Source organism: Sphingomonas populi, from assembly GCF_004208535.1.
In the GTDB taxonomy this organism is placed as follows: Bacteria; Pseudomonadota; Alphaproteobacteria; order Sphingomonadales; family Sphingomonadaceae; genus Sphingomonas; species Sphingomonas populi.
The window spans coordinates 41954-61156 of the sequence record NZ_SGIS01000004.1 but is presented as its reverse complement, the minus strand read 5'-3'; the positions used below and the strand labels follow the sequence as shown (position 1 = coordinate 61156).

The window sequence follows — 19203 nt, the reverse complement described above, 5'->3', positions numbered from 1 at the left end:
CAACAGTTAAAGAATTTCGCGCCGCCCCTCTCCAGAAACAATGTTTCCGCATTGTTACGAGGTCGAACTGACGACACCATGAGCGCGTGGGATTTCAAAACGGGGAAACAATAATGTTAAAAAAATCCATATTGCGCTGCGGGGTATTCCTGCCCGCGCTGATAATAGCGGGCACCGGGATCGCTTCCGCGCAAACGCCGGTGCCGGACGAGGGTGCATCCGAGCCGGAAACCGTCGTCGTCACCGGATCACGCATTCGCCGTGATCCGCTCCAACAGGATGCTCCGGTCGTCACGCTTGACCAGGGTGCAATCGCCAAGACCGGCCTGTCGTCTATCGCCGACATCCTGCAACACCTGCCGAGCGCGAGCGGCGGCCTAAACAGCAAGGTCAACAGCAGCGGCAACTTCGGCAACCCGCCTGACGGTGGTGGCGTCGGCGCCGGTTCGGCGGAAATCGAACTGCGCTATCTTCAAGCAAAGCGCACTCTCGTTCTGGTCGATGGACTCCGCTTTGTGAACGGCGCGTCCGCCAGCGGCATACCGACAACCGTCGATCTCAACGCGCTGCCGGCGAGCATGATCGATCATATCGACGTCCTGCAATCGGGCGCCTCGTCCCTGTACGGATCGGACGCAATCGCCGGCGTGGTCAACGTCGTAACCAAGCAATCGCAGAAGGGTTTGCAGGCGTCCGCACAGTTCGGCAGCTACCGGCAGGGCGACGGCCATACCCAGGACTACAACGTCAGCTATGGCCTCAAGAGCCAGGGTATGACCCTTGTCTTCGGCGGTTCCTATGTGAAGCAGGAATCGATCCTCGCCAAGGATCGCGCGATCTCGCGCTACCCTTCCGGCACGGACGATTGCCATTTCAGCACAAGCTGCAGCAGCGCGACGCCGCTGGGGCGCTTCCTCTTCACGAATCCCGCGATCTATAACGGCTCGCTCACTTTGAAGGCGCCCGTCTCGGGCAAACCGCGCTTCAATCCGCTCGATCCGACCGGCGCCAGCAGCGACTTCACATCCTACACGACCGCCAACAACGGCTTCAACTTCGGACCCTATAACTACATCCTTACGCCGTCCGAACGGTGGGGGTTATGGACAAGCTTCAAGCAGGAACTCACCCCGAACGTGAACCTGCGCGTGAAGATGCTCTACAATCGCCGCAATTCGCAGAACAGGGCGGCATTCCTGCCGCTCTTCATCGGGCCGGGCGCGGGAACTGGCGGGCCGATCGATTCGGTCACGATCGACGCGAGCAACCCGTATAACCCGTTCGGCACGATCACGCCGAACGACTATGTCTTCTTCGCCCGCCGCCTGGTCGAAGCCGGGCAGCGGACCTATACGCAGCATGTCGATACCATGTCGCTGACCGGTACGCTCGACGGTTCGTTCAACGTCGGCGATCGTCACTGGTACTGGGATGTCAACGCCGTGGTCGGCTCCAACCGCGCGCACCAACTCTTCACCGGCAACGTCAACGCTGCGAAAGTCGCGCAGGCGCTTGGGCCCGTTTCACAATGCACCAGCCAATGCGTGCCTCTCGATATCTTTGGCGGCGTGGGTTCGATCACGCCGGCGATGCTGTCGTACATCGGCTTCGACGAACACGACGCCAGCACGCAGGACATGGAGGATTATACCGCCAACCTGAGCGGTACGATCTTCGATTTGCCGGCGGGGCCGCTCGGCGTGGCGTTTGGTTACGAGCATCGCAACCAGCGCGGCTCGTTCACGCCCGACGCGATCATCCAGGCGGGTCTTGGTTCCGACATTCCCGCGCTCGCTTCGCATGGCGGCTACCATGTCGACGAACTTTATGGTGAGTTGCAGGTGCCGATCCTGGCCGACACGCCGTTCTTCCAGTCGCTCGAAGTCGATGGGTCGGGTCGATGGTCGCGCTATTCGACCGCCGGCACCAACTGGACCTACACCGGCAGCGGTCTTTGGAAACCCGTTAAGGACGTCCTCCTTCGGGCATCCTATGCGCATACGGTGCGGGCGCCGTCGATCGGCGAACTGTTCGGCAGCCAGTCGCGCTTCGACCAGACGCTGGACGTCGATCCCTGCTCGAACATCGCGGGGTCGCCGTATCAAACGTCGCAAACCGTCCAGAGCAACTGCTCGGCACACGGTGTACCGGCCGATGGAAGTTACAAGGAGGTCGTGAGCCAAGTTGGCGTCGTGACCGGCGGCTCGACAACACTGAAGCCGGAAACGTCGAACACGCTGTTGTTCGGCGGTGTCTACAGCCCGTCCTGGGCACGCGGAACCGGCTTAGCGAGCGTTCTGAGCCTCGAAGTCAATTATTACGACATCACCGTCAACGATACGATCTCGTCAATCCCGGCGACGACGTTGCTCGATCGTTGCGCACAGACCGGCGACGCGCTCAGTTGCGCTGCGGTCAAGCGGGCGAGCAACGGCTTCATCACGCGCATCGACGGCGTTCTGCAGAACGTCGGCGCCTACAAAACGCGCGGGATCGACGTGGTCTTCAACTATCGCACGCCGTTGACCTCGATCGGAACCTTCGGCCTGGCCGCCAACGGAACCTTCCTGCTCAGCCTGACCAAGGCAGTGCCATCATCGAGCGGCTTCACCGTCACCGAATATGTCGGCACCGAAAATGACGGCGGTCCCGATCAAGCCTATCCGCACTTCAAGGGCAACGCGACGATCGACTGGACCGGCGAGGCCGTATCCGCGTCGTTCACCGGCCGCTATATCTCCAGCGTGGTCGAACTTCAGGGCGGGAACAGGCTCAATTCGCGCTTCTATGGCGATGTGCAATTGAGCTTCAGCCCGGCTTTTCTCGAAAAGAAGGTCGCGCTGACGCTCGGGGTCAACAACGTCTTCAATCAGGACCCGCCCGGCTGCGTGAACTGCAGCCTGAACCACTTCGATCCGACGACCTACGACGTTCCCGGCCAGTATGGATACGCCCGGCTGTCCTATAAGATGTAAACCGAACGCCAGCTTCATGATCGGCCTCTCCGGGCGCAAGCCCGGGGAGGCTTTTGTTTGGCCGCCCCGCCTTTAGCCGACCGCGCTCCATACCGCGCCGCGCGCGCCGGCCACGGTGGATTTGGAATTTCGCGCCCAGGCGATGAACGCCTCCTCGGCCATCGGCTCGGCGATCGCATAGCCCTGAATCACGTCGCAGCCGATCACGCGCAGCACGTCTGCCTGCGCGCGGGTCTCGATCCCCTCGCCCACCGCCTCGCAGCCGAGGCCGTGCGCCAGCCCGATCACCGCCTGCGCGACCGCGCGGGCCTGCGCATCGTCGACGACATGCTCGATCAGCGAGCGGTCGAGCTTGATCCGGTCGATCGGCAGCCTGCGCAAGCGTGGCAGGCTGGAGGCGGCGGTGCCGTAATCGTCGATCGCGATCGTCGCGCCGTCGGCACGCAACTGCCGGATCGCGTCGATCACCGATTCACTGCACCGCATCGCCAGCGATTCGGAGATTTCGAGTTCGAGCAGCCGTGCCGGGGCGTTCGCCGCGTGCATCGCCGCGCGCAATTGCTCGAAGAAGGCGACATGATCGATCTGGCGCGGCGAGACGTTGATCGCAAGGCGTTGCTCGATGCCGATCCGCCCCCAGCGCGCGATCGTTTCGGCGACCTCGCGCACCACCCATTCGCCGATCTCGACGATCAGCCCGGTCTCCTCGGCGCGCTGGATGAAGCTGCCCGGCAGGCGGAAGCCGTCGCGCGGATGGCGCCAGCGCACCAGCGCCTCCGCCGCGACGATCGCGCCGTCGCTGGCGCAGACCTGCGGCTGGAAGACGAGCATGAACTGATCGTCGCGGATCGCATCGCGCAATTCCCTTTCGAGCTGGTGGCCATGCGCGATCCCGGCGGCAAGCGCTTCGGAGAAATGCTCGGCGCGGCCGCGGCCGGTCGCCTTGGCGTGGTACATCGCGGCATCGGCGGCGCGCATCAGCTCGGTCAGCGTCTCGCCGTGATCAGGGCGCAGCGCGATGCCGATCGACGCGCCGATCGTGACGTCTGTACCGTGCAGGCAGAACGGCTCGGCCAGCGCGAACAGCACGCTGCGGCAAATCTGTGTGGCGAGCGCCGGGTTCGCGACCCCCACGAAGAACATCGTGAACTCATCCCCGGCAAGTCGCCCGATCAGCGGCAGATCCCGGTCGCTCTCACCCGCGAAACGGTCCCCGACCGCGCGCAGCCGGTTCGCCACCATTTCGAGCAGCAGATCGCCGGTGGCATGGCCCATCGTGTCGTTGACCAGCTTGAAGCGGTCCAGATCGATGAACAGCAGCGCCGCGCTTTGCCCGTCCGCCATTTCGGCGAGCACGCGTTCGCAACTGCGGCGAAAGCTGGTGCGGTTGGGCAGCCCTGTCACCGCGTCGAACATGGCGAGGTGGCTGACCGTGTCGAGCGCACTCGCCTGCGCCTCGAACAACGCCGCCATCGCGTTTGCCAGTTCGGGGGCATGCGCGATGGTGATCGCGGGAACGGTGCTGCTGAGATCCCCCTGGGCGGCGACGGCAAGCCGCTGCACCGCGCCGTTGATCGCCGCACGACGCGCGGCGGCGGTGCGGCCCAAACCGAGCAGCAACACGCCCGAACAGGCGGCGGCGAAGATCAGCGCGACCGGAGCGGTAGGCGTATTGAAGATCGCCGCGGCGGCGAGCAGGACCGCCAACACCGCAGCGGCACCCGTCACCATATTCTGGCGCGTGCGTAAAGCTGCCGTCGTAGCGATCTTGAGGTACTCCTGCGACCGTGGGATGTTCGCTCCCGTTTGGAAGCAGATATCAGCCAAAGGTTAACGGTTTCGATGTTCCGTGCTGCGCCGCAGGATGATGTAGAGCGCGCCGGTTCCGCCGTGGCGCGGGTGCGCCGGGCGGACGGCGGCGATATGCGTGCCGTGGCGTGAACCGGCGAGCCAGTCGCCGATCGCGGCGCGGATCGCACCGCGCGCATGCGGCCGTTCGCTCTCGGCGCGGGGCGGTTTGCCGGTGATGACGAGCAGCACGCGCTGGCCGCTCTGGATCGCGAAATCGAGCGCGGCGTCGAGCCGGACATAGGCCGAGCTGAGCGTATGGCCGTGCAGGTCGATCGAACTGTCTGGCACGGTGCGGCCGCGCGACAGGTCGCGGTCCCACGATCCGTCAAGCGTGTTGGCGGTGAGCGGACGCGGTGCGGCGGGCTTGACGGGACGCGGCAAGGGCGCGGGCACGCGACCGCGCACCTTCTTCACCGGCGCTGGCGGCTCTGGCGCGGGCGCTACCGGCGCTTTGGGCGGTGCGGTCGGCTTGGGCGGTGCGGGCAAGCGCATCGGGCGGACACTCGCGATCACGCGCGCCCACAGCGCCGCTTCCTCAGCGCTTAACGGGCGCTTTCCCATTCAGCCCCTCCGCCGCGAGCCGCGCCAGCGTTCCGACCGGCAGCAACAGGAACGCGGTGCCGTGCGCGGACATGCCGCCAGCCGTCGCTTCCGCCTGCGCGCCGCCACCCCAATAGGTGTCGAAGCGGTTGGCGCCCTTGATCGCGCCGCCGGTATCCTGCGCGATCCAGATGCCGTTCGCGTCAGCGCGGTCCATCGACAGCAGCACCGGCGCGCCGAGGGGCACGAACTTCGGATCGGCGGCGACGCTCGCCCCACCCGTCACCGGATAGCCGAGCGCGCCGATCGGCGGGGTGTCGAGCGTTCGGAAGAACACGAAGCTCTTGTTCTCGCGCATCAGCGCGCGGCCCTCGGCGGGGTGGGCGCGCAGCCAGGCGACGATGCCCTGCATCGTCGCCTGCCCCGGTGCGAGCAGCCCGCGCTGGCGCATCAGCGCGCCGATGCCGGTATAGTCGCGCCCGTTCTGCGTGGCGTAGCCGATCCGCAGCGTCGATCCATCGGGCAAGCGCAGCCGGCCCGATCCCTGAATCTGGAGGAAGAACAATTCGACCGGATCAGCCGCCCAGGCGAGCACCGGCGCGCGCGTGCCGAGCGCGCCGTCCTCGATCGCGGCGCGATCGAAATAGGGCACGAAATTGGCGCCATCGACGCGACCACGGATTTTCTTGCCTTTGAGGGTGTCGCTGAACTGGCCGAGATCGACATCGACGAGATCGGCGGGACGCCCGAAGATCGGCACCTCATAGCCACGCCGGCGGTCGCGCGATCCGGCGATTTCGGGTTCGTAATAGCCGGTGGCGAATGCCTTGCCGTCGCCGATCTGCACGGTCTCGAAATATTGCGCGAAGAACCCGCGCGCCTCGCCGCGCTGGACGGTCGCCGCAGCGTCGCAGGCGGCGTTCCAGTCAGTCGCGCGGGTCAGGCCGGAGGCGTCGCTGCGTTTGCGCAGCGTCGGGCACGACAGGCGGAACGCCGCCAGCGCGCGCGCCGCCTGAGCATCGTCGATCGGCAGCGTGTAGATCGCCGGGCCGGCGACCACGCCCGCGTCACGCGCGCCGGGCGCGTTCGGGGTCGTCGTCGCGGGCGCCGGCGGCAGCGGCCGCGCGGCAACCGGCGGACGCCGCACCGGCGCGGTGCCGGCACCCGGTCGCGCATGTTCGGCAGGACTCACGCACGCGCCCAGCAGCAAGGCCGCAGCGACTACCCCCCAACGCAGCAAGGACGTCACGCCTCGTCGGTGTCGGCAAGCTTCCAGTTCGGATCGCTGCTCTTGAGCGTCCGCGCGAAGGTCCAGATGTCATGAGTCTCGACCGCATCGGTCATCGAGCCGGCCACGACGACCCCGTCGCGGTCGCGCGTCACCGCCGCGATATCGGCGTCGAAGCGCACCGTGATCCGCGCCGCCTTGCCGGTCAGCGTGGCATCGGTGATCGCGGCGCGCTCGATCGTGACGAGGCGATTTTCGAGCGTATGCCCGGCCTCGGCGCGTTCAGCGATGGCGGCGACGAAGGCGGCGCGCACGTCATCCTCGGCGAGCCAGGCGAGTTGCTCCTCGTCACCGCTCCAATAGGCTTCCAGGATCATCCGGTAGGCCGATTGCGCGCCTTCGAGGAAGCGCATCACGTCGAAGCCCGGCTCCGCCGCGACGATCGCGCGCAGGCCGGCTTCGGCGCGCGGCGCGATGTTGCGGCCGAACAGCTCGCGCGATTCGCCGGGCGTCTCGATCGGACGCGGCAGCACCGTGATCGGCGCGCGATCCTCGGCGGGCTTGGGCAAAGGTTGCTCATGCCCGGTCCGCTTGCCGAGGACCATATAGAGACGCAACGCCAGAAAACCGGCGACCATCCCGAGCAGAACGACGTAGAACACTTTGCCTCCTGAACTTCGGCGAACAGCCAATATAGGCGCAACGCACGGACGATACAAATGGCACCGCCGCCTGCGTGTTGAACTGCCGCGCGCCCCCTGCTACGCGCGCCGCTTCGGCAGCGCCAGAGGGCTGTGCCGCTCCGTTAGAGAATCAAGGACGCGTTTCATGAGCGAACAGGACGACGGCATCATCACCACCACCGCGCCGTTTTCGAATGGTGAGGACACGGCGCCCGCCGCCGGCATGATCTCGCAATATGTCAAGGACTTGTCGTTCGAGAACCCGAACGCGCCGGCGATCTACCAGACGCCGGGCGCGCCCGCGATCGACGTGCAGTTCAACATCGGCGCCAACCAGGTCGGCGAGGATGTCCATGAAATCACGCTGCGCATCGAAGTGCGCGCCGAATCCGAGGGCACCGTCGCGTTTCTGGTCGATCTGTCGTTCGCGGGTCTGTTCGGGCTGCGCAACATCCCCGAGGAGCATATCCAGCCGTTCCTGCTCGGCGAAGCGCCGCGCCTGCTCTTCCCGTTCGCGCGCCGCGTGCTTGCGGACGCCGTCCGCGACGGCGGCTTCCCGCCGCTGATGCTCGAGCCGATCGATTTCGGCGCGCTGTATCTCCAGCAGGCGGCGCAGCAGCAGGGCAATGTCGGCGTGACCGGCAACGCCTGATCCAAGCCAAGGGGGCGGGCGCCGAACGATGAACCTCGCGCGCGCGCTCGGCTCGGTCGGCGGGCTTACGCTCGCCAGCCGCATTCTCGGGCTGGTGCGCGACTCGCTGTTCGCGCGCTATGTCGGCGCGAGCTTCGCGTCGGATGCGTTCCTCGTCGCGTTCCGCCTGCCCAACATGTTCCGCGCCTTGTTCGCCGAAGGGGCGTTCTCGGCGGCGTTCATCCCGATGTTCAACAAGAAGGTCGGCGACAAGGACGGCGGCGGCCTGCCCGACGGGATCGCCTTTGCGCAGGACGTGCTTTCGGTGCTCCTGCCGATCCTGATCGTGATGACGGTGATCCTCGAAGTGTTCGCCTGGCCGGTGACGCTGGCGCTGTCGGGCAAGTTCCACGGCGTCAGCCACGATCAGTTCGCCTTCGCGGTGCTGCTGTCGCGCTTCACCATCCCCTATCTGATGTTTATCAGTCTGGTGTCGCTGCTCGGCAGTATCCTCAATTCGCTCCAGAAATTCTGGGTCAACGCCGCCGCGCCGATCCTGCTCAACGTGACGCTGATCGTCGCGCTGCTGGCGTTCCACAACCACGATCCGTTCCTGACCGCGCGCAATCAGGCGGTCGCGGTGAGCGTGTCGGGTCTGCTGCAACTGGTCTGGCTATATGCAGCCTGCCGCGCCAACGGCGTCAGCATCCGCCCGCGCGTGCCGCGCCTCAACGCCGACGTGAAGCGCTTGCTGGCGTTGATCTGGCCCGCCGCCGCCGGCGCGGGCGCGGTGCAGATCAACCTCGTCGTATCGACCGCGCTCGCCGCGTCGCTGCTTGATCACGGCTCGGTTACGTACATCTACATGGCCGACCGGGTGAACCAGCTTCCGCTCGGGCTGATCGGCATCGGCCTCGGCACGGTGCTGCTGCCGCTAATCTCGCGCCAGCTCGGCGCGGGCGAGGACAAGGCCGCGATGGAAACGCAGAACCGCGGCATGGAACTCGCGCTGCTGCTCACTTTGCCCGCCACGGTCGCTTTGGTGCTGTGCGGCGGGCCGATCGTCGCGGCGCTGTTCGAACACGGCAAGTTCGACGCGGTGGACACCGTCAACACCGCACAAGCGCTCGCCGCCTTCTCGATCGGGCTGCCGAGCTACATCCTCGTCAAGGTGCTGACCCCCGGCTTCTACGCGCGCGCCGACACGCGCACGCCGGTGCGCTATGCGACGATCTCGATGGGGGTGAACCTCGTGCTCAACCTCGCGCTGATCGTGCCGTTGAAGCACATGGGGCCGCCGCTCGCGACCGCGCTCGCCTCGACCGTCAACACCATCCTGCTCTATCGCGCGTTGCGTACACGCGGCCATTTCGCCCCCGATGCGCGGCTGCGCCGCCGCGCGTGGCGGCTCGCGCTCGCCGCGCTGGCGATGGGGCTGATCCTGTGGCTGCTGCAAGGGCTGCTGACGCCCTATACGCACGGGAGTTGGACCGTACGGACCGGCGCGATGCTGGTGCTGGTCGCCGCCGGTGGCTTGGTCTATGCGATCGCGACCTTCGTGCTCGGTGCGTTCACCCGCGCCGATCTGGCCTTCCTGCGGCGCCGTCGCGCCGCCTGACATTCGAGACCATTCATGCGTATCGTTTCCGGCATCCAGCCCACCGGCAACCTCCACCTCGGCAATTATCTCGGCGCCATCAAGCAGTGGGTGGCCATGCAGGACGCGATGGGGCCGGACGATATCTGCCTGTTCTTCCTCGCCGATCTGCACGCGCTGTCGCAGCCGGTGGTCGCCGCCGAGCTTCATGCCAACACGGTCGAGATGGCGGCGACGTTGCTCGCCTGCGGGATCGATCCGAAGCGGTCGATCCTGTTCAACCAGGCGCGCGTGCCGGCGCACACCGAGCTGAACTGGCTGCTGAGCGGTACTGCCCGGATGGGCTGGCTCAACCGCATGACGCAGTGGAAAGACAAGGCCGGCAAGAGCGGCGAGACCCAGTCGGTCGCTTTGTTCACCTACCCCGTGCTGCAGGCCGCCGACGTTTTGCTCTACAAGGCGACTCATGTGCCGGTCGGGCATGACCAGAAGCAGCATCTCGAACTCGCGCGCGACATCGCCACCAAGTTCAACGGCGATTTCGGTGTCGATCTGTTCCCGCTGCCGGAGCCTTTGATCTCCAAGGCCGCGCCGCGCATCATGAGCTTGCGCGACGGATCGGTGAAGATGTCCAAGTCCGATCCCTCGGACGCATCGCGCATCAACCTGATCGACAGCGACGACGTGATCGCGAGCAAGCTGCGCAAGGCCAAGAGCGACGCCGACGTGCTGCCCGAGACGGTCGCCGGGCTGGAAGGCCGCGCCGAAGCCCTCAATCTGGTGACGATCTACGCAGCGCTTGCCGGCGTGGAGCCGGTCGCGGTGCTGGCCGAGCATGCCGGCAAGGGCTTCGGCGCGTTCAAGCCCGCGCTCGCCGATCTCGCCATCGCGACGCTGGGGCCGATCCGCGACCGATTGACCGCGCTGCTCGGCGACCGGCCGGCGGTGGCGGCGGCGCTGGCGGAGGGTGCGGCCAAGGCGGCGGCGCTCGGCGCGCCGACGTTGCGCGCCGCGCAGGAGGCGGTCGGGCTGCATCTGTAAGCCCGGCCCGTTCTGCCCAATTCGCCCCCCGTTCGTGTCGAGCGAAGTCGAGACACCTGCGCTCCGGGCTGGTCCCTCGACTTCGCTCGGGATGAACGGTTGAGTTTGACGAGCGGCTGGGAATGGCACGAACGGCAGAGGTTTGATCCATCAGCCCGATCTCCCGCGCGATCCGTCCCTAGGCAGCGTCTTGTTCAAGCGCTATTCAGGGGCCATCTGGCAGTGCAGATATAATGCCGTCTCCAGCAAGGTCGTGAAATCATGAAGATGTTTCCTTTCGCCGCCGCCGCGCTGCTCGCGCTGGGCGGCTGTGCCCAGCCGTTCGCGGCGAAAGTGTCGCGCTTCCAGCAACTCGCGCCATCGACTGGCCAGACCTTCGTGGTGCAGCCGGTCGATCCCAATCAGCGCGGCGGCCTCGAATTCAGCCAATATGCCAGCCTCGTCTCGGGCAAGCTCGCCCAGCAGGGCTATCGCCCCGCGCAAGGTGGCCCGGCCGATCTGGTCGTCAAGCTTGCCTATGATGTCGATCATGGCCGCGAACGTACCGTCACCACGCCGGGCTTCGGCGGCGGTTATGGTGGATACGGCGGCTGGGGCGGCGGTTATGGTGGCTGGGGTGGCCCGCGCTGGGGCTATTATGGCCGCAGCCGCTTCGCCTTTGGCTTCAACGATCCGTTCATGTGGGGCGGCGGCTTCGGCCCCGACGTGTCGAGCTACACCGTCTACACCAGCGAACTGATGGTGACGATCGAGCGCGCCGACACCGGCGCGCATGTGTTCGAGGGCACCGCCAAGGCGCAGTCGCGCACCGACGATCTGCCCTATCTGGTGCCGCGTCTCGTCGAGGCGATGTTCACGGGGTTCCCCGGCAATTCGGGCGAGACGGTGAAGATCACGATCGCGCCCGAGAAGAAGGGCTGAACACTATCCACCGTTCGTCCCGAGCCCTGGGCGGCTGGCTTGCCAGCCAGCCGAAGGGTTCGGTACGAACGGTTTTCGGATAAGATCGAAGTGCGCCGACGGCAAAGCCGTCGGCCGGGTTCGGCGGCGAGCGCCGACCCGCCGGCCGCGCCGGGTAGTGCGGCGTTGCCGCACCGGCCAGCAGCGTGCTGGCCTCTACCCGTCAGTCCTCTTCAGCAATCCTAACGCGCATGCCGTCAAGCTCTTCGCTGAACGGCAACTGGCACGACAGCCGCGAGGTCGCGTCGCGCTCGTTGGTCGAATCGAGCAAATCGTCCTCGTCTGCGCTCATCTTCGGGAGTTTGGCCGCAAACTCCGGGTCGACATGGACGTGGCAGGTCGCGCACGAACAGCAGCCGCCACACAGAGCCAGGAGTTCATCGATGCCGGCGTCGCGAATGATCTCCATCACACTATGGCCGACCTGTCCGTCGAGCACGCGTTCTTCCCCTTCGCGGGTCACGACGATAAGCTTTGGCATCCATTTCCTCCTTCGGGGTTTCGTTGCGCCGCCATGCCGCGCCGCCCCGGTCAACGCAAGGACGTCGCCGTGGGCCTGAGCGCCGAGCACCTTCGCAGCGGCCTCGACGCGCTCGGCGCGATCGAGCCGGCCTTCGCCGCCGCGATTGCGCGCGCCGGCTATCCCGCGCCGCGCATCCGCGAACGCGGCTATGCGACGTTGCTGCGCACCATCCTCGGCCAACAGGTCAGCACGCATGCCGCCGAAGCGGTATGGCGCAAGCTGGCGATCGTCGCGGGCGACGTCACCGATCCGGCGGCGATCACCCGCACCACCGACGAGCAACTCCGCGAGGCCGGGCTGTCGCGCCAGAAGGCGAGCTACGCGCGCAGCCTCGCCGAAGAGGTGACGAGCGGCCGGCTCGACCTCGATCATCTTCCCGAGGATGACGAAGCGGCGATTGCCGCGCTGGTGCGGATCAAGGGCATCGGCCGCTGGTCGGCGGAAATCTACCTGCTGTTCGCGGAAGGCCGCACCGATATCTGGCCGGCGGGCGACCTCGCCGTGCAGATCGAGATCGGCCGCCTGTTGGGCCACGAGACGCGCCCGAGCGAGAAACTGCTGCGCGAGCTGGCGGAAGGCTGGCGCCCGCATCGCGGCGCGCTCGCGATCTTCGCGTGGCACCATTATGGGAGTGATATGAAGGTGATTTGACGGGCGCAGGCGCGACCAAGCGCCGGTGCGCGTAGCGCAGCGCCCGGCACGGCCGGCGGGTCGGCGCTTGCCGCCGAACCCGGCCGACGGCTTCGCCGGCGGCGACCTTCCATTCCCCTCCTATGACTTGCGCGAACACTCCACCGCGCTATCGCCTGAACGCAACCGGCACATTCTAAGAGGCGTACCCCATGACCCAATGGACGATCGGCATCATCGGCGGCTCGGGCCTCTACGCGATCGATGGCTTGCGCAATGCCGAGTGGCGGCGCGTCGAGACGCCGTGGGGCGATCCGTCCGACGAATTGCTGTTCGGCACGATCGGCGACGTCGATCTCGTCTTCCTGCCGCGCCACGGCCGGGGCCACCGGATCAGCCCGTCCGAGTTGAACGCGCGCGCCAATATCGACGCGCTCAAGCGCAGCGGCGTGACCGATATCCTCGCGATCTCGTCGATCGGCAGCCTTCAGGAAGAGCTGGAGCCGGGCAAGTTCGTGATCGTCGACCAGTTCATCGACCGGACAGTGGCGCGCGCCTCCAGCTTCTTCGGCACCGGCATGGTCGCGCACGTCTCGATGGCCGAGCCGACCTGCCCGCGCCTGTCGAGCCTCGCGGCGGCGGCGGTGACGGCGGCGGGCGGCACGGCGGCAGCCGGCGCGACCTATATCGCGATGGAAGGCCCGCAATTCTCGTCACGCGCGGAAAGCCTGCTCTACCGGCAATGGGGCGCGGACGTGATCGGCATGACCGCGATGCCCGAGGCCAAGCTCGCCCGCGAGGCGGAAATTCCCTACGCGCTGATCGGCATGGTCACCGACTATGATTGCTGGCGCGAGAGCGAGGCGCATGTCGAGGTGAGCGAGGTCATCAAGCAGATGCACGCCAATGGCGAGATCGCTCGCAAGACCGTGGCGGCGTTCGTCGAAGCGCTCCCGCCCGAGCGCGCGCCCTCCCCGCTCGACACCGTGCTCGATCAGGCGCTCATCACCGCCCCCGAAGCGCGCGATCCGGCGTTGCTCGCGAAGCTCGACAAGATCATGGCGCGCGTCCTCGGGCGCTGAACGATACAATCGGAGAGACTGTTATGGCCGGCATGAGCGCTTTCGACTGGGCGGACCCGTTTTTCCTCGACGATCAGCTCGATGACGACGAGCGGATGATCCGCGACACCGCGCGCGCCTATGCCGACGACAGGCTAGCGCCGCGTATCCTCGCCGCCTTCCGCGACGAGCAGACCGATCCCGAGATCTTCCGCGAAATGGGCGCGCTCGGGCTGCTCGGCGCGACGGTGCCGGAGCAATATGGCGGGGTCGGCGCGTCTTATGTCGCCTATGGCCTCGTCGCGCGCGAGGTCGAGCGGATCGATTCGGGCTATCGCTCGATGATGTCGGTGCAGTCGAGCCTCGTCATGTACCCGATCCTCGCGTTCGGATCGGAAGCGCAGAAGACGAAATACCTGCCGCGCCTCGCCAGCGGCGAGTGGATCGGCGCGTTCGGGCTGACTGAACCCGACGCCGGCTCCGACCCCGCCGGCATGACGACGCGCGCGGTCAAGACCGATGGCGGCTACCGCCTGTCCGGCGCAAAGACCTGGATCACCAACGCGCCGATCGCCGATGTGTTTGTCGTCTGGGCCAAGTCCGACGCGCACGGCGGCGCGATCCGCGGCTTCGTGCTGGAGCGCGGCATGGCGGGGCTGTCCACGCCGAAGATCGAGAACAAGCTCAGCCTGCGCGCGTCGATCACCGGCGGCATCGTGCTGGAGGATGTCGAGGTCGGCGAGGATGCGCTGTTCCCCGAAGTGTCGGGACTGAAGGGGCCATTCTCGTGCCTCAACCGCGCGCGCTACGGGATCAGTTGGGGTGCGCTCGGCGCGGCGGAGTTCTGCTTCCACGCGGCGCGGCAATATGGGCTGGATCGCAAGCAGTTCGGTCGGCCGCTCGCCGCGACGCAATTGTTCCAGAAGAAGCTCGCCGACATGCAGACCGAGATCGCGCTGGGGCTACAGGCCAGCCTGCGCGTCGGGCGGCTGATGGACGAAGGCCGGTTCGCGCCGGAGATGGTCTCGATGGTCAAGCGCAACAATGTCGGCAAGGCGCTCGATATCGCGCGGATGGCGCGCGATATGCACGGCGGCAACGGCATCTCGGGCGAATATCAGGTGATGCGCCACCTGATGAACCTCGAGACGGTCAACACCTATGAGGGCGCGCATGACGTACATGCGCTGATCCTGGGGCGGGCGATTACCGGGATTGCGGCGTTTTAACGCACGTCACCCTCACCCTTCCCACCGGCTGCGCCGGTGGGCCCCTTCCCTCTCCCAATGGGAGAGGGAGGGAGGAGCGAAGCGACGGAAGGGTGAGGGTGACGCGTTACCCGAACCGATACCCCGACACCGCCCACCCCATCACATGATCGCGGTAATCGCACACCGCCGCGTCATCGCCGCCCGCGCCGAGCGCGACCATCAGCGGCAGCAGGTGTTCCTCGCGCGGATGGGCGAACTTGGCGTAGGGCAGCTCGCTCCAGCGCGCGACGCGGTCGGCGCGCTTGGCCGGATCGGGATCGGTGACGGCGGCGACGAGCGCTGCGTCCCATTGGTCGGCGATCGGCGTCACCTGCGGCCCGCGTGCGCCGAGATTGTGGAAGCTCATGCCCGATCCGACGATCAGCACGCCTTCGTCGCGCAAGGGAGCGAGCGCGCGACCGATCTCGATGTGCGCGCGCGGATCGAGATCATGGCGCAGCGCCATCTGCGCGAGCGGGATGTCGGCGCCGGGCACCGCCACCATCATCGGGATAAAAACGCCGTGATCCCACCCGCGCGCCGCCTCTTCGCTGGTGGCGAAGCCCGCCGCCGCCAGCAGCGCCGCCGCGCGTCGCGCGACATCAGGCGCGCCGGGCGCTGGCCATTGCAGGTGATAGGTGTGCGGCGGGAAACCGCCGTAATCATAGAGCAACGGCTGGCCGCCCCCGACATGCACGGCCACGTCGCGCGTCTCCCAATGGCCGGAAACGAGCAGGATCGCCTTGGGCCGCTCGGGCAGCGACGCGATCAGCCCGGCGAGATACGCCTGCATTCCCCGCCACATCGGATCGGGCGGGCCGCCGGCCGGGTCCATGAAGAAACACGGGCCGCCGCCATGCGGGATGAACAGGGTGGGAAGGGTCATGCCACGCATATCGCCCCGCCGTGCTGCCCTCACAAGGTCGCCCGCAGAAACGACGCGTTTCCCGGCGCGCGCGCTTGGCGTAGGATCGCGGCATGACCCGTTTCACCGTCAACAACCAGCCGGTCCAATATCGGATGGACCCCAAGACGCCTTTGCTGTGGGCGCTGCGCGACGCCTCCAACCTGACCGGCGCCAAATACGGCTGCGGCACCGGCGATTGCGGCGCCTGCACGGTCGATATCGATGGCGAGGCGGTGAAGGCGTGCCAGACGACGATCGGCGCGATCGAAGGGAGCTTCGTCACCACGATCGAAGGGCTGTCGCGCGAGCGGTCGCATCCGGTGCAACTCGCGTGGCTGGCGAAGAACGTCACGCAATGCGGCTTCTGCATCCCCGGCATGGTGATGGCGGCGGCGGTGTTCCTCAAGAAGACCCGCAACCCGAGCGAAGACGATATCCGCGCGAGCATCACCAACCTGTGCCGGTGCGGCGTGTACCCGCGCGTGGTGGAGGCGGTGTTGCAGGCCGCGCGGGTGCAGCGCGGCGACGAGACGATCGAGGCGGGCGCGGCCCCCGATACGTCACCCGACGATGCCGCAAGACGCGTGCCGGCGCTCAGCCCGGCCAAACCATGAATTCTTTCGCATTGCTGTCAACAGAGTTCAGAATACGCTCAGTGCGCGTGGCGCAGTAATACAGTAACAGCGGCGAATCGTTCGACCGCTCTTTGGAAGGTTCGTTCGATGCGTAAGTATCTGCTTGCGGCAATCATGGCCGCTTCGGCGCTGGTGCCGGCTGCGGCGTTCGCGCAGGATCATCGTGAGTGGCGCGGCCGTGGCGACGGCGGCCAGCGTCCGGCGCCGCAGGGCCAGCCGCAACAAGCGCGCCCGCAACCCGTCGCTCAGCCGCAGCCTCAACCGCAGGCGCAGGCGCAGGCGCAGGCGCAGGCTCCGCAGGGGCAGCGCTGGCAGGGACGCGGTGACGGCGCCAACCGCCCGCAATATCAAGGCGGACGCGGCGGTGACGGACACGGCTGGCAGGGCCAGCCCGGCGGCCGACCCGACCAGCAACCCGGCGCCCAGCCCCAAGCTCAACCGCAGGCGCAACCGCAGGCACAACCGTCCGGGGGCTGGCAGGGCAATCGCGGCGACCGCGACGGGCGGGGTGGCGACGGGCGCGGCTGGCAAGGCGGCGATCGCGGCAATCAGCCACGCCCTGGCGGCCCCGGTAGCCCCGGCTGGCAAGGCAATGATCCGCGCGGCCACGACCGCCCCGGTGGCTGGCAACAGGGTCGTGGCGACGATCGCCCCGGCAACTGGCAGGGTCGCGGCAACGATCGTCCCGGCGGCTGGCAGCAGGGCCGCGACAATCGCCCGGGCGGCTGGCAGCAAGGTCGCGGGAACGACTGGAACCGTGGCAACGGCAATGATCGCCGTGACTGGAACCGTGGCTGGCGCAGCGACAATCGCTATAATTACTTCGCCTACCGCAACACCAATCGCGGCATCTACCGTCTGCCGCGCTACTATGCGCCGAGCGGGTGGGGCTATGGCTATCGTCGCTTCGGCGTCGGCCTGACGCTCGATTCGATCCTGTACGGGCAGAATTACTGGATCAGCAACGCCGATTACTACCGCCTGCCGCCGGCCTATGGTCCGTATCGCTGGGTGCGCTATTACAACGATGCGCTGCTCGTCGATATCTACACCGGCCAGGTGGTCGATACCGTCTACGACATCTTCTGGTAAAACGATCGGGGCCGGACGAGAGATCATCCGGCCCCTTGTTTTTCGTAGAGGTCTGGGCTGAAACGGCGCGATGTTGTTCCGCAAGAAACCCGTCAGAACCTCGCCGGTACGCCAATATTACGGGGAGTCGGTCTCGGCCCGCCTCGCCGCCAATCCGGCGACAAAGCCCGCCAAGAGCGACGCGATCCAGCTCTTTTATTATCCCGATTTCCTCAACGCTGCCGAATGCGCGCGGCTGCGCGCGATGATCGATGCCAATCGCCGTCCCTCGACCGTGCTCAGCACCGCCGATCCCGATTACCGCACCAGCGACAGTTGCGACATGGATCGCTGGTCCCCCGACGTGCGCCCGACCGACGAGGCGATCGCCGGACTGCTCGGGCTCGATCCGCTCCACGGCGAGACGATGCAGGGCCAGCGCTACGCGCCCGGCCAGCAGTTCCGCGCGCATTGCGACTGGTTCAGCGAGGACCAGCCCTATTGGCCGGCGATGCAGCAATGCGGCGGCCAGCGCACCTGGACGGCGATGATCTATCTGAACGACGTCGAGGAAGGCGGCGCGACCTGGTTCCCGCTCGCGGGGCTGCGCGTCAATCCGAAGCAAGGGTTGCTGCTCGCGTGGAACAACATGAACCCCGATGGCAGCCCGAACGACAAGACGCTCCACGAAGGCGTCGCGGTGATGAAGGGCACGAAGTATATCGTGACCAAATGGTTCCGCGAGGGGAACTGGATTCAGGGGTGAACATCAAACCGTTCGTGCCGAGCGAAGTCGAGGCACCTGCGCTCCGGGGCATGTGGCTCGACTTCGCTCGGCACGAACGGGTTCAGGATGCCCGCGCCACCTGAAACCCCGCGAAGCTCTGCCGCACCGGCATCAGCTCCAGCGTGTTGATGTTGAGATGCGGCGGCAGCGTCGCCACCCAGGCGATCGTCGCGGCGATGTCTTCCGCCGTCATCGGCTCGATGCCGGCGTACAGCGTGTCCGATGCGCCCTGATCGCCGCCGGTGCGGACAAGCGTGAATTCGGTTTCGACCATGCCCGGCTCGATCGAGGTGACGCGCACCCCCGTCCCCGCCAGATCGGAGCGCAGCCCGAGGCTGAACTGGTGGACGAACGCCTTGGTGCCGCCATAGACGTTGCCGCCGCTATACGGATAGGTCGCCGCCACAGACGACAGGTTGATGATCGCGCCCTTGCGCGCGACCAGCCCCGGCAGCAGCCGGTGCGTGACGGTGGCGAGCGCGGTGATGTTGGTGTCAATCATCGTGCGCCACTGGTCGAGGTCGGCGCTCTGCGCGGGCGCGGTGCCGAGCGCGAGGCCGGCGTTGTTGACGAGCAGATCGATGTCGCTGAACGGCGCCGGCAAGGCCGCCAGCGCTGCATCGAACGCGGCTTCGTCCCGCACGTCGAACGCGGCGACATGGACGAGATCGCCGATCTCCGCCGCCAGCGCGTCGAGCCGGTCGGCGCGCCGCCCGGTCGCGACGACATGCCAACCCGATCCGGCCAGTTCACGCACGGTCGCGGCGCCGATGCCGGACGTGGCGCCGGTGATGAAGGCGGTTGGCATCGGGGAGTCTCCTGAAGGTTACGCG

At 66.8% G+C, this 19203-nt stretch carries 18 protein-coding genes; 11 read left to right on the top strand and 7 right to left on the bottom strand.

Going from position 1 to position 19203, the window contains the following annotated elements:
* Window positions 1-113 precede the first annotated feature (113 nt).
* Window positions 114-2975 carry a TonB-dependent receptor domain-containing protein gene (locus tag EWE75_RS03710; RefSeq protein ID WP_130155354.1) on the top strand — a complete coding sequence of 954 codons (2862 nt, stop codon included), beginning with the start codon at window positions 114-116 and terminating at the stop codon, window positions 2973-2975.
* Between the two features lie 72 nt (window positions 2976-3047).
* Here the strand turns inward: EWE75_RS03710 and EWE75_RS03705 are convergent, their stop codons facing one another.
* The 4 genes from EWE75_RS03705 to EWE75_RS03690 form a co-directional block, all read right to left on the bottom strand.
* Window positions 3048-4706 (bottom strand): putative bifunctional diguanylate cyclase/phosphodiesterase, encoded by a 1659-nt coding sequence (locus EWE75_RS03705; RefSeq protein ID WP_130155353.1) that lies wholly within the window; start codon window positions 4704-4706, stop codon window positions 3048-3050.
* A gap of 99 nt (window positions 4707-4805) precedes the next feature.
* The gene (locus tag EWE75_RS03700; protein ID WP_130155352.1) at window positions 4806-5387 is read right to left on the bottom strand and encodes a Smr/MutS family protein; all 582 of its coding nucleotides are present in this window, start codon (window positions 5385-5387) and stop codon (window positions 4806-4808) included.
* Complete coding sequence (gene mltA, locus EWE75_RS03695; RefSeq protein WP_206364668.1) at window positions 5362-6615, bottom strand: murein transglycosylase A; 1254 nt, start codon at window positions 6613-6615, stop codon at window positions 5362-5364. The genes EWE75_RS03700 and mltA overlap by 26 nt, the downstream gene beginning before the upstream one ends.
* Window positions 6612-7256 carry a Tim44/TimA family putative adaptor protein gene (locus EWE75_RS03690; RefSeq protein ID WP_130155350.1) on the bottom strand — a complete coding sequence of 215 codons (645 nt, stop codon included), beginning with the start codon at window positions 7254-7256 and terminating at the stop codon, window positions 6612-6614. Before EWE75_RS03690 ends, mltA begins: the two co-directional genes overlap by 4 nt.
* 166 nt (window positions 7257-7422) lie before the next feature.
* Between EWE75_RS03690 and secB the strand changes: the two genes are divergently transcribed.
* The 4 genes from secB to EWE75_RS03670 all read left to right on the top strand — a co-directional run bounded on the left by secB (window position 7423) and on the right by EWE75_RS03670 (window position 11467).
* Window positions 7423-7929, top strand: a complete 507-nt coding sequence (gene secB, locus EWE75_RS03685) for a protein-export chaperone SecB (RefSeq protein ID WP_130155349.1) — start codon at window positions 7423-7425, stop codon at window positions 7927-7929.
* 28 nt (window positions 7930-7957) lie between these two features.
* Window positions 7958-9526 (top strand): murein biosynthesis integral membrane protein MurJ, encoded by a 1569-nt coding sequence (gene murJ, locus EWE75_RS03680; protein WP_130155348.1) that lies wholly within the window; start codon window positions 7958-7960, stop codon window positions 9524-9526.
* Between the two features lie 15 nt (window positions 9527-9541).
* The gene (trpS, locus tag EWE75_RS03675; protein WP_130155347.1) at window positions 9542-10546 is read left to right on the top strand and encodes a tryptophan--tRNA ligase; all 1005 of its coding nucleotides are present in this window, start codon (window positions 9542-9544) and stop codon (window positions 10544-10546) included.
* A 261-nt stretch (window positions 10547-10807) separates the two neighbouring features.
* Window positions 10808-11467 carry a DUF4136 domain-containing protein gene (locus EWE75_RS03670; protein WP_130155346.1) on the top strand — a complete coding sequence of 220 codons (660 nt, stop codon included), beginning with the start codon at window positions 10808-10810 and terminating at the stop codon, window positions 11465-11467.
* 202 nt (window positions 11468-11669) lie between these two features.
* Here EWE75_RS03670 and EWE75_RS03665 read toward each other — a convergent pair whose 3' ends face one another.
* The gene (locus EWE75_RS03665; protein WP_130155345.1) at window positions 11670-11987 is read right to left on the bottom strand and encodes a 2Fe-2S iron-sulfur cluster-binding protein; all 318 of its coding nucleotides are present in this window, start codon (window positions 11985-11987) and stop codon (window positions 11670-11672) included.
* Window positions 11988-12056: 69 nt separating this feature from the next.
* Here EWE75_RS03665 and EWE75_RS03660 point away from each other — a divergent pair, with 69 nt between their 5' ends.
* The 3 genes from EWE75_RS03660 to EWE75_RS03650 all read left to right on the top strand — a co-directional run bounded on the left by EWE75_RS03660 (window position 12057) and on the right by EWE75_RS03650 (window position 14949).
* Window positions 12057-12680 (top strand): DNA-3-methyladenine glycosylase family protein, encoded by a 624-nt coding sequence (locus EWE75_RS03660; RefSeq protein WP_130155344.1) that lies wholly within the window; start codon window positions 12057-12059, stop codon window positions 12678-12680.
* A 191-nt stretch (window positions 12681-12871) separates the two neighbouring features.
* Window positions 12872-13741 (top strand): S-methyl-5'-thioadenosine phosphorylase, encoded by an 870-nt coding sequence (locus EWE75_RS03655; protein WP_130155343.1) that lies wholly within the window; start codon window positions 12872-12874, stop codon window positions 13739-13741.
* 23 nt (window positions 13742-13764) lie between these two features.
* Window positions 13765-14949 (top strand): acyl-CoA dehydrogenase, encoded by a 1185-nt coding sequence (locus tag EWE75_RS03650; RefSeq protein ID WP_130155342.1) that lies wholly within the window; start codon window positions 13765-13767, stop codon window positions 14947-14949.
* A gap of 106 nt (window positions 14950-15055) precedes the next feature.
* Here EWE75_RS03650 and EWE75_RS03645 read toward each other — a convergent pair whose 3' ends face one another.
* Window positions 15056-15856 (bottom strand): DODA-type extradiol aromatic ring-opening family dioxygenase, encoded by an 801-nt coding sequence (locus EWE75_RS03645; RefSeq protein WP_130155341.1) that lies wholly within the window; start codon window positions 15854-15856, stop codon window positions 15056-15058.
* A 92-nt stretch (window positions 15857-15948) separates the two neighbouring features.
* Here EWE75_RS03645 and EWE75_RS03640 point away from each other — a divergent pair, with 92 nt between their 5' ends.
* From EWE75_RS03640 to EWE75_RS03630, 3 genes are all read left to right on the top strand, one after another.
* Entirely contained in the window at window positions 15949-16491 is a 543-nt protein-coding gene (locus EWE75_RS03640) for a (2Fe-2S)-binding protein (RefSeq protein WP_130155340.1), read from the top strand.
* A gap of 108 nt (window positions 16492-16599) precedes the next feature.
* The gene (locus tag EWE75_RS03635; protein WP_206364667.1) at window positions 16600-17604 is read left to right on the top strand and encodes an RcnB family protein; all 1005 of its coding nucleotides are present in this window, start codon (window positions 16600-16602) and stop codon (window positions 17602-17604) included.
* Between the two features lie 70 nt (window positions 17605-17674).
* Window positions 17675-18349: a prolyl hydroxylase family protein gene (locus tag EWE75_RS03630; RefSeq protein WP_130155339.1), complete on the top strand. Its 675-nt coding sequence runs from the start codon at window positions 17675-17677 to the stop codon at window positions 18347-18349.
* An 82-nt stretch (window positions 18350-18431) separates the two neighbouring features.
* Here the strand turns inward: EWE75_RS03630 and EWE75_RS03625 are convergent, their stop codons facing one another.
* Window positions 18432-19178, bottom strand: a complete 747-nt coding sequence (locus tag EWE75_RS03625) for an SDR family NAD(P)-dependent oxidoreductase (RefSeq protein ID WP_130155338.1) — start codon at window positions 19176-19178, stop codon at window positions 18432-18434.
* Window positions 19179-19203 lie beyond the last annotated feature (25 nt).